This window comes from Thermogymnomonas acidicola JCM 13583 (assembly GCF_001316105.1).
GTDB classification, from domain to species: Archaea; Thermoplasmatota; Thermoplasmata; order Thermoplasmatales; family Thermoplasmataceae; genus Thermogymnomonas; species Thermogymnomonas acidicola.
Genome location: NZ_BBCP01000020.1, coordinates 1 through 9,162 on the forward strand (window position 1 = coordinate 1; position 9,162 = coordinate 9,162).

Genomic DNA, 9,162 nt, shown 5'->3' on the forward strand with positions numbered 1-9,162 from the left:
TCAGGCGAGGCTATCTCAACGGGAATCGGGTCGGGCGCTATCGGGTATTTCAGCGGTTATCCATTCCACATCTATTATCGAATCCGGTAATGGAACTACCCTGGCGTCAACGGACTTGACCACCTCTACCTCAATTTCCAATTACCAGGTCACCTTGACCCCCCCCACGCCTTATAACGGGACCATATACATCGAAATTTACACGATGATGTACACGGTGCTCGATGCGCAACCAATCAAGTATTTCCCGTTCTACGTGGGCGTGGGTCAGTTTTCGCAATTGAGCGCAAATGTCCAGGGCTCTACCTCCCTGGTCAAGGGTTCAGGGCCGGCCTATCTGAATTTCACGTTTAATGCAGGGAACTGGACCGTCTATTTTGACCGCGTGCTGAACGGAAATCCGGGAAATTTGAGCGCCACCAACCTGCAGGTCCTCCAGGAATATCACATTACATACCAGGAAACCGGGGGGGCAAAAGAAGCTCGTCTTCAACTTTACATCCTCGGACCCGCCCGGCGTGTATGTGTGGATTTTCAACGAATCTATCACGCGATACGGTGGGTATACATGGTCCACGACCTCAGCACGGCCTCCCCCCCCCCCGATTATCTTGAAGAGGGAGCAGATAGAGGACATGATAAAATATTGTGAAAGGCAGTACAACAGGGAGGTGTGGTTCAGGAACAAGCTGATAATTGAAACTCTCGCGTATACCGGCATGAGGATATGGGAGCTCGCAAGGCTGAATGTGGAGGATCTCAGGGGGGGGATATCTGTATGTGAGGTCAGAGAAAATGGAAAGGGATAGGCTTGTTCCTGTTCCCACCGACCTGGAAAAGGACCTCGTGGAATATATTTCGAGGTTTAGGATGCCTTCGGATCCCAGGGCACTGTTCACCACCGAAAAGGGGGGGAGGATGGGATACTCATATTTGAGATCATTCATTTCACGCTTGGGAGCAAGGGTGGGCATAAAGGGACTGCATACACACCTCTTCAGGCATTACTATGCTTCTGAATTATACAGGATTACGGGCGATATCCGCTTGGTACAAATCCTGGTGAGGCATGCCCGCATAGAGACCACAACAATATATGAACATTTGACGACCAAGGAAGCTGTGGAGAAGGGAAAATCCGCAGTCGAGAAACTTTTTCGCGGGGGGCGGGGATTTGATGCATGACTATCAAAAAACATGGGAGCAGCACAAAACAGATGGGAGCACTGGGATTTGAACCCAGATCTACGGGTCTCTTCCCGGTTCATAGTTCCAGTCACTCATCATTCAATCAGGTGACCCATAGTTAATCACAACCTGACTGGAGCCCGTTAGGATGCCTGATTACCCCATGCTCCCTTACGTCCTGTTGGCCCTCCTGGCCCTCTTGAGTCTCCTGATCCTCTTCTTTCTCCACTTCCATCGCATTTTTCCGCGTTTCTTCCAGTCCCTCGAGCTTCTCTTCAAGCATTCACCTCTGACAGATGCCCTTTTGCATTCGCCAGGTGGCCTTCGTTACCCTAAATAGTGAGCACTTATAAAAGACTTAACTATGCCAGCCGGTAAAGGGTGGACAGTGCCAGTCACCACCATGCGCCCGTGGGGGGGACCCATGGGCAACCGCGTTCAGCTAGCCAATGTGATCTTGGCTTGACCTGCGCCCCATATCCCTTCTCCTAACAATGGAGGGAGACGGGGGGCCTGAAGCGCACCACCCCCCCTTTCACATCACCTGGCCCCAGTGGCAGCCAGTGCCCCAGGCATACTGGCGGTTCCCCTAAATGTGAACTTCAGGCTGCCTGGGCCGTGGGCCCACCGGTTGGTGATCGTGTCCCATAGGTACCGGTGGGAGGCGGCGCGAGAGGGTGTTCCGAATAATCTGCCTGGCAGGGCACTCAACATTTAATTACGCCGTAGCACTCTTCAGGACATGGAAGATGACATACTCTCATACCTGAGGGACCTCACAAAGACGATGCCCGACGAATCCATGTTCACAGATGCTGTCCGGGACCTCATCAAGGACTTCGTGAAGGAGGTGTTCAGGCGCAAGCTGTCAGAGGACCCCAAGCTGAGGGACGAGATGACGGATGCCCTGAAGACCTACCTGGAGGGCAAGGCGAAGGAGTACGAGGGGGGGATAGCAAAGATGGCAAAGGTGACAGCAAAGCTGGGCATCCTCTCGACACCGAAGCAGGTCAGGGACGAAATGCTCTCGGAGTTCATAAACAGCTTCCAGAAGGAGATAGAGGAGATCGTCAGGAGGACCTTCTAGTCCTTTGAGAACCTCTTGACCAAAGTGGAACTCGAATTTAGATCGAAGAGCGTCAGTATTGATGGGTTCGGGGGGGAGAAGTTCATCATCTTCTGGTACTCCGTCTGGGACTGCCAGGTGGAGGAGTTCACGTAACGGACGCCCCCCCTGTAGTTACCCAGGTAGTGTGAGTGTATGTGGCCCGTTATGAATATGTCCGGGACCTCCTCGATGACGTGGTAGTCGTTTTCAGACGGTATAAGCGGGGTCTTTCCGCCGTAGCTGGGCACAAGATGCCTCCTCTTCAGTATCTCCTCTATGGCCTTGCCTATAGTCTGGAAGTTCACGCCAGGGATGAGCTCCACCATATCGTTCAGCGACATGCCGTGGTATATGAGCACGTTTTTGCCCTCCAGTCTAAGGTTGTATGGGTTTGGAAGCATGACCACGTTCCTGGGGGGGAAGAGCTCCCTGATCCTGTGTGAGAACACAGGCTGGGGGGGCTCCGCAAGCCTCACACTGTCGTGGTTGCCTGGCATGAGGAATATAGTGATATCCTCTGGAATTTCCGATACCAGTTCAGCCAGCGCCTCGTACTGCTCCAGGGGGGGTTCAGTAATTCCAGGTCGTTCTCCTGCCCCCGGATAGACGCCTATGCCGTCAACCACATCGCCGCTCATTATCAGGTACCTCAGTGATTCGGCCTCTTCCCTGGAAGAGGATATCCATTTCACCATACTCCTGAAGTCATCGCGCCTGAAGGTCTTGCTCCCCCCCACGTGGATATCCGATACCGACGCAACGTAGACTGGCGGCTTCCCTGTGTCGTCCATGACCCTCATCGGTATGTCTGGCCTCACCACCTCGTTTGCGAATATCACAGGAGTGCTGCTGTTCCTGCCCACGCTGCCTATCACCCCCCCAATGACCTCGTCGTTCAGAATGAGCTCCCCCCCCGGCCAGGCCCCCCCTGTCCTTCATGAGTATGACCTGTATTGTGTCCTCAAGATCCTCTATTGTCACCTTCTTGTGCCCGTTCCTGGTCACCTCGACGGACTGCACCATGCCTACGACCTTCACCTCGCCCTGGCTCCTCTTTGCAGTCTTTATGTCCACCGAGCCCCCCCGCATCGTGGATGACGTGACTATGATCTTCTTGAGCTTCTCGTACCTGCTCACAAACATCTTCCTGAAGTCCTCCACGGAACTGTTGACCCTGATATCCGGAAGGCTCACCTCGTACTCCACATGGGGGGGTACCTTTTCCTCACCCCCCCTGATTAGCCTCAGCACCGTCTTCTCATCTATGTAGCCGGATGACTGGACCTCGTCTGTCAGAAGGTGAGGGATCATCTGCCATGCTTCTCTGCAGTATCAGGTTGAGCGCCCCTGGTGAGACTAAGATGCCATGGCTGTTGAAGAACTTCAGGATCCCGGCCCTGTCCTCGAAGAGGCTCTCCATACCGTACTGTCATTCCCTCTTGGTATTATATCCCTCGCACCAGCTGTTGCCGACGTATGGAAAAGATATAACCCACCCATGCATCGCCACTCTATGTCAAGGACAGAGGATGTCATAGGGTTCCTCGTGATGTCCTCGTTCTGGGCCCTGAACTACCCGCTCGTCAAGATAGCACTCCTCTATGAGGACCCATACTACCTCCTGGTCTTCAGGGTCCTCTTCGCTGCGGTGTTCTCGCTCGCCATCATGCACAGCAAGATCAGGATACCGGATGGCTGGAGGGGGGGCAGGCAAAGGTCGCTGTGCTGGGAATGCTGAACATAGTCCTGTTCATGGAGTTCTGGTTCGCTGGGGAGGCCACTGAGACCTCCTCGCTCTCATCGATAATAATATACACCTATCCCATACTGGCAACCCTGCTTGCGATACCGGTACTGGGCGAGAGGGTCTCCGGCACAAGGGGGCTGGGAGCAGCGCTTGGACTGGCTGGAGTGGTCCTGATATTTGTTGACCACCTTGTAGTGCACGCCTCTGCTGGCCTCTACTTCCTGATCATAGGCGCCCTGAGCTGGGCGTTTGGTACTGTTTACTACAGGAAGTACCTCTCGAAGTATGATCCAATCGCGGTCAACACGATGCAGTTCGTTTACGCACTACCCGTCACAGCGGTTGTGGCAGCATTCACTGGTCCGTTCAGCCTGGGCGGGTTCGGGTGGCAGTTCATAGGCATAACTGTCTACATGGGCTCCCTTGGGACATTCGTGGCGTACCTGATCTACCTGAGGCTCTACAGGAAGTATTCCGTATCGGCCATTTCCTCGTACTTCTTCCTTGTTCCAGCCCTTTCCATAGTCTTCGGTTACGCTATACTCCATGAGACAATATCAGCCATTTCAGCTGCTGGCTTCGTCCTCATTGGGATCGGCATATTCCTGACCTCCAGGGGGGGTCGGGGGGGGCCAGGGTTAGGGGGGTACCGCTGCGGGCGCCACGAAGTGATGCCTGCATGTGCCCCGCCCGGCAACCGGGCCCCATTGCATGATCTGGACCCAGCCATGACTCCTCTCTTTGGATCCCGCTCTCTCCAGTGACCAGCTGCAGGGTGGCAGGTCGAAACCACATCCAGGCACTTTTGACGCCTGAGGATTAGTGGGAGATACATCATTCGCTTTCGGAGTGGACTGTGCGATTACAGTTCATGGTCTCGTAGGCTGCCCATGGCCTGCATTCCGTTACTTCAAGGGACAGTTAAGTTAAAGATAAATAAGGGTGATGCCATGTTTAACTTGCTTGCTGGAAGATCTCGATAATATCTGCCGGGCAGTGCAGAGCTGCACAAGCTGTGATCTCTACAGGAATCGGAAGAACCCTGTATGCGGCATAGGCACCCAGAGGGCCAGGGTCATGCTCCTCTCCGACGCACCCGGTTCTCACGAGGACGAGGAGGGCAAGCCACTGCTGGGCAGGAACGCTATCCTGCTGCTTAAGACCATGGAGGCTCCGGCATAGACGTGCTGAACATATATTTCACCACAGCAATAAAGTGCAAGCCCAAGGTAGGAAGGTCACCGAGGATAAGTGAAATAGAGGCATGTGTGAAGCACCTGAGATCAGAGCTCCACTTGATCAGGCCGTCTGTGGTTGTGCCCATGGGCAGCGGCTCAACAAAGGCCATCAGCATCATAACGTCCACCACGGTTGAATACGAACAGAGGAACATCGGTAGGGTTTACTGGATCTCTGAATTCTTCGTTGTGCCACAGTACCACCCTGCATCGGTGCTGAGGAACCCGCAGCTTTTCCCGAAGTTCCGTTCCACATTCGATGTGGTGTCCTCCCTCCTCAGGGACCTGAACCGGGAAGGAATCGAGTTTGCCATTTCCAGGTACTGCCAGTCCCTGGGTTAGAAACAAACAAATATGTATGGTATTTAATCCATCTATGCAAGACGGCATCAGGGAGCCATAGAATACCTGGGGGGGAAGGTATACAGGGCCAGGGAGCCAGGGAGGCTGCAGGTGAAGGGCAACAGCAGTTCATATGAGATATCGCCCAGGAACATAATGCCATAGAGGGGGGGAGTGGAGTGGCCTCATAGGGGGGGTTGTCGATGGCGGTAACCAGGGCATTGTTGAAGGGCCAGGGTGCACCGTGCAGTTCAACAGGGTCTACGGCGGCATATGGGATTCCAGATCCGCTTCTTTCGTAGAAGAGTACACTGAGGAGTTCGTATCTGTGACTACTGTGGGGGGGAGCGGAGAGGTGAAAACCGCCCTCATGCCACTCAGCGGGGGGGCCCATGCCTTGCCAAGGGAAGAAGACCTGGTCTTCAGGCAGGTGACCCGTCCCTGCTGGGCCCTCCGGGAGGATGGACATGTCCCTTCTCTCCTCTGTGGCGAGGAGGTTTTCCGAGAGGTCGATGGCCTCCTTCATCTCTTCCAGGCTCAGTGATGGTCCGTGCTGCTTCTAGACGGCACCCTGCAGAGCACATTCACCAACGAGAGCGCCTACCTGTCCAACCTTGTTTCCAGGTGCCGTTCCAGGGGGGGCGTCTTCCTGAGCGCACTGGCGAAGACCTCGAACATGGTGACCGACACGGGAGTGCCCCTCTACCATGCTGTGAGCACTGCGGAGCGGCAGTCCCTGGTCAGGCCCCCCGTGGTTCATGCCTCTGGCCGACATCTACTTCAAGGACCACAAGGTGAGGATGCACGCTGTTAGGATGCACCCCCATGGGCCGCATATTCAGGTTCGAGATGAACCTTGAGCAGGCGCTGGAACTGGAGAGGGAAAAGAGGACAGGAGAGGTCATGAGCGCACTCCTATCCACCTCACTTGACCCGGTCTCGCCAGGATACCCGTACTGCCTTGTCCATGCCGACACGATGGCCAGGGTGACCGGCGATGAAGCGAGCATGCTGAGGGCCCTGGCAGTATCTTCTGCCTTCGATGCTGGCCTCGGCGACATGCTCCAGGACATAGTGGAGAGCGTCGATTACCATGATGTCCTGAACACCTTTGTGGGGGGGGTGGCGACAGTGGCCTCTGAGGTGGCCGGGCAGATCATCGGCGGTACCATGGGCGAGGTGCTCATCAGGGAGAAGAGCGATTCGAACATAGAGCTCGGCGACCTCCTGGTCACAGGGACCAAGGAATCGTTCACCATACTGCAGGTCTTCGACATAAGGTACGGGAGCCAGATACCTGAGCTCACCAGGGAACTGGCCGCTGGCCTTATCCTCGAGGGCAGGGGGGGGAGAGGGTAAACTTCCTTGACGAGGCCCTCAGGAACTACAGGGTCGTCATGGCCAGGCCCATAGCGAACGTGACAGGCAACACCGTGAGGACTCCCAAGAGACTCCCGCCCTTCTTCTCCACAGTGAGGCACGTAACAAACGAAGATCTACGCTTCCTGGAGACAGATCCCAGGGGGGGCAAGGTCTTCATAGGCAACGTGAGGAGCGGCTCGAAGGTCCTGGACATAAAGGTGCACATACCCGGCGAGGAGATGTTCACACACCACGTGCTGGTGGCAGCAACAACAGGGCGCGGTAAGAGCAACCTCGTGAAGGTCATGCTGTGGAGCATAATAGGCACGGGGAAGTTCGGGGTGCTAGTCCTCGACCCGCATGATGAGTACTACGGCCGTTCTGGACCCGGCCTGAAGGACCACCCGGAGGCGAAGAGGTTCGTTAGGTACTACTCACCCAAGCCGCCACCAGGCAGAACAGCCTCGTAATAAACATATCGAGCATAGAGCCGGAGCACCTGGAGGGCATCATAGACCTCACAGACCCGCAGAGGGAGGCCATAGCGATATACAGGAGGAAGCTCGGCAACCACTGGGTGGAGAACATAATAAAGGGTGTGGTGGAGGAGAAGGTCCCTGAAAGGTCCATATCAGTGCTGCAGAGGAAGTTCAGGGTTGCACTGGGCGTCTACTATGAGGACAACCAGTTCAAGACCAACAACGACACCTTCTCCGTGTCATCAGGGGGCGTCCACGCTCGACCAGATCGTCTCTGACCTTGTCTCCGGAAAGGTCGTGATAGTGGATACCTCCAGGCTCACGGACGAAGGTGAGCTTCTTGTGGGTAGCATGATAGCGAACAAGGTGTTTTCAAGGTACAGGGATGCCAAGGGCTCTGACGACTTCAGGCACCTGCCGCCTGTGAGCATCGTGATCGAGGAGGCGCCCAGGGTGCTGGCCGAGGACAAGATAGTGGAGGGCGATAACATATACTCGACCATAGCGAGGGAGGGCAGGAAGTTCAAGGTTGGCCTCCTGGCCATCACGCAGCTGACCAGTGTGATACCCAGGACGGTGCTGACCAACATGAACACCAAGATAATCCTGGGCAACGAGATGGCATTGGAGAGGAGCGCCATAATCCAGAGTGCAGCCCAGGACCTCTCCACTGAGGAGAGGAACATAGCCAGCCTGGACAAGGGGGAGGCCATAGTGAGCAGCATATTCACCAGGTTCGCCGTGCCAGTTTACACGCCAGAGTTCGAGAAGTTCATATCCTCCGCCAGGAATGTTAAGAAAGACGCGGAGCTGGTGGTGGAATGAGCGGGTTATTCGCGCATGCAGCTGACCTGCACCTGGGCGCCATGAAGGACCGCGTGCTCAGGGAGCAGGAGAGGGAATCGCTGAGGCGGCTGATCGACACTGCGATCGAGAGGGACTACGACTTCATACTGCTGAGCGGGGGGGACATTTTCCATGTGCCCGTCCCAGATATGGAGACAGCGACGTTTGCGACGCAGCAGTTCATGAGGTTCAGGGAGACGGGCAAGATGATATACGCGATCTACGGCTCCCATGACTATTCCCCCCCGACGGACGCTGCACTCATAGAGGTGCTGGAGGCTGCTGGCGTCCTCAGGAGGGTGGGGGAGGCCGGAGAAGTACCAGGGGATGTTCAGGCCCTCCATCGTCAGGGACAGGGACGGCCTCCTGATAACTGGGGTGTCTGCAAGGAAGAATGCACTTGAGAGGAACTACTTCGAGATCCTGGACAGGGAATACCTGGAGTCACAGGACGGGCCGGTTGTGTTCGCTTTCCACTCCGGCGTCACGGAGATGCTCCCCCCAGTACCTGAGCGGCATGGAGAGCGTGCCGCTCTCCCTGTTCCCGAAGAACCTGTGGTATTACGCTGGAGGGCACATACACGTGAGGTACGAGAATGACTTCCCCGGGTACGGGAGGTTCGTGTTCCCCGGGCCCCTTTCGCTGGGCTACGGTGAAGACCTGGAGAGGGCTGCCAGGGGGGGCGACAGGAGGGGGGGCTTCTTCGAGGTGAGCATAGGGAGCAGGCCGGAGACACGCTTCGTGGAGACCGGGCTCCTCCCCATGAAGTTCGCTGACATCGACGTGGATTCCATGAGCTCGGAGGCGGCCAACAGGAAGATCGACAGTGAACTGTCCGGCCTGGACATGAA

At 55.8% G+C, this 9,162-nt stretch carries 10 protein-coding genes, 1 tRNA gene and 3 pseudogenes; 12 read left to right on the top strand and 2 right to left on the bottom strand.

The features are described from left to right. Positions 1-611: 611 nt before the first annotated feature. Together JCM13583_RS14305 and JCM13583_RS11290 are read left to right on the top strand one after the other, a co-directional pair. The gene (locus JCM13583_RS14305) at positions 612-809 is read left to right on the top strand and encodes a tyrosine-type recombinase/integrase (protein WP_171823633.1); all 198 of its coding nucleotides are present in this window, start codon (positions 612-614) and stop codon (positions 807-809) included. Continuing rightward, a complete protein-coding gene (locus tag JCM13583_RS11290; protein ID WP_075057747.1) occupies positions 796-1,185 on the top strand; it encodes a site-specific integrase in 390 nt (129 codons plus the stop codon). The genes JCM13583_RS14305 and JCM13583_RS11290 overlap by 14 nt, the downstream gene beginning before the upstream one ends. 33 nt (positions 1,186-1,218) lie before the next feature. Here the strand turns inward: JCM13583_RS11290 and JCM13583_RS11295 are convergent. Next, positions 1,219-1,359: transfer RNA gene (locus JCM13583_RS11295), tRNA-Trp, on the bottom strand. Between the two features lie 571 nt (positions 1,360-1,930). Here JCM13583_RS11295 and JCM13583_RS11305 point away from each other — a divergent pair. Next, positions 1,931-2,275: a hypothetical protein gene (locus tag JCM13583_RS11305; protein WP_075057749.1), complete on the top strand. Its 345-nt coding sequence runs from the start codon at positions 1,931-1,933 to the stop codon at positions 2,273-2,275. Here the strand turns inward: JCM13583_RS11305 and JCM13583_RS11310 are convergent. Further along, a pseudogene (locus JCM13583_RS11310) lies at positions 2,272-3,716 on the bottom strand (DNA-directed DNA polymerase II small subunit). The gene JCM13583_RS11305 and the pseudogene JCM13583_RS11310 sit on opposite strands and share 4 nt — an antisense overlap. A 93-nt stretch (positions 3,717-3,809) precedes the next feature. On the opposite strand from JCM13583_RS11310, the gene JCM13583_RS11315 reads away from it, so the two are divergent. The 9 genes and pseudogenes from JCM13583_RS11315 to JCM13583_RS11355 form a co-directional block, all read left to right on the top strand. Then, on the top strand, positions 3,810-4,034 hold the full coding sequence (locus tag JCM13583_RS11315) for a hypothetical protein (RefSeq protein ID WP_075057750.1): 225 nt from the start codon (positions 3,810-3,812) through the stop codon (positions 4,032-4,034). Continuing rightward, complete coding sequence (locus JCM13583_RS11320; RefSeq protein WP_075057751.1) at positions 4,019-4,807, top strand: DMT family transporter; 789 nt, start codon at positions 4,019-4,021, stop codon at positions 4,805-4,807. Before JCM13583_RS11315 ends, JCM13583_RS11320 begins: the two co-directional genes overlap by 16 nt. Positions 4,808-5,039: 232 nt before the next feature. Next, positions 5,040-5,225 carry a hypothetical protein gene (locus JCM13583_RS11325; protein WP_075057752.1) on the top strand — a complete coding sequence of 62 codons (186 nt, stop codon included), beginning with the start codon at positions 5,040-5,042 and terminating at the stop codon, positions 5,223-5,225. A 2-nt stretch (positions 5,226-5,227) separates the two neighbouring features. After that, the gene (locus tag JCM13583_RS11330) at positions 5,228-5,623 is read left to right on the top strand and encodes a hypothetical protein (protein ID WP_075057753.1); all 396 of its coding nucleotides are present in this window, start codon (positions 5,228-5,230) and stop codon (positions 5,621-5,623) included. Positions 5,624-5,867: 244 nt separating this feature from the next. Further along, positions 5,868-6,167: a hypothetical protein gene (locus JCM13583_RS11335; protein WP_075057754.1), complete on the top strand. Its 300-nt coding sequence runs from the start codon at positions 5,868-5,870 to the stop codon at positions 6,165-6,167. Between the two features lie 6 nt (positions 6,168-6,173). Next, positions 6,174-6,437, top strand: a complete 264-nt coding sequence (locus JCM13583_RS11340; RefSeq protein ID WP_075057755.1) for a hypothetical protein — start codon at positions 6,174-6,176, stop codon at positions 6,435-6,437. A 245-nt stretch (positions 6,438-6,682) separates the two neighbouring features. Next, positions 6,683-8,289 (top strand): annotated as a pseudogene (locus JCM13583_RS11345) (DUF87 domain-containing protein). Continuing rightward, positions 8,286-8,714: a metallophosphoesterase gene (locus JCM13583_RS11350; RefSeq protein WP_075057756.1), complete on the top strand. Its 429-nt coding sequence runs from the start codon at positions 8,286-8,288 to the stop codon at positions 8,712-8,714. The pseudogene JCM13583_RS11345 and the gene JCM13583_RS11350 overlap by 4 nt, the downstream one beginning before the upstream one ends. Next, a pseudogene (locus tag JCM13583_RS11355) lies at positions 8,705-9,162 on the top strand (hypothetical protein); the annotation flags it as partial. The gene JCM13583_RS11350 and the pseudogene JCM13583_RS11355, both read left to right, overlap by 10 nt.

Excerpts from the sequence above, each read along its gene's own strand:
- JCM13583_RS11290 (WP_075057747.1), top strand. The coding sequence starts at position 796 with ATGGAAAGGGATAGGCTTGTTCCTGTTCCCACCGACCTGGAAAAGGAC.
- JCM13583_RS11305 (WP_075057749.1), top strand. The coding sequence starts at position 1,931 with ATGGAAGATGACATACTCTCATACCTGAGGGACCTCACAAAGACGATG.
- JCM13583_RS11315 (WP_075057750.1), top strand. The coding sequence starts at position 3,810 with ATGTCAAGGACAGAGGATGTCATAGGGTTCCTCGTGATGTCCTCGTTC.
- JCM13583_RS11350 (WP_075057756.1), top strand. The coding sequence starts at position 8,286 with ATGAGCGGGTTATTCGCGCATGCAGCTGACCTGCACCTGGGCGCCATG.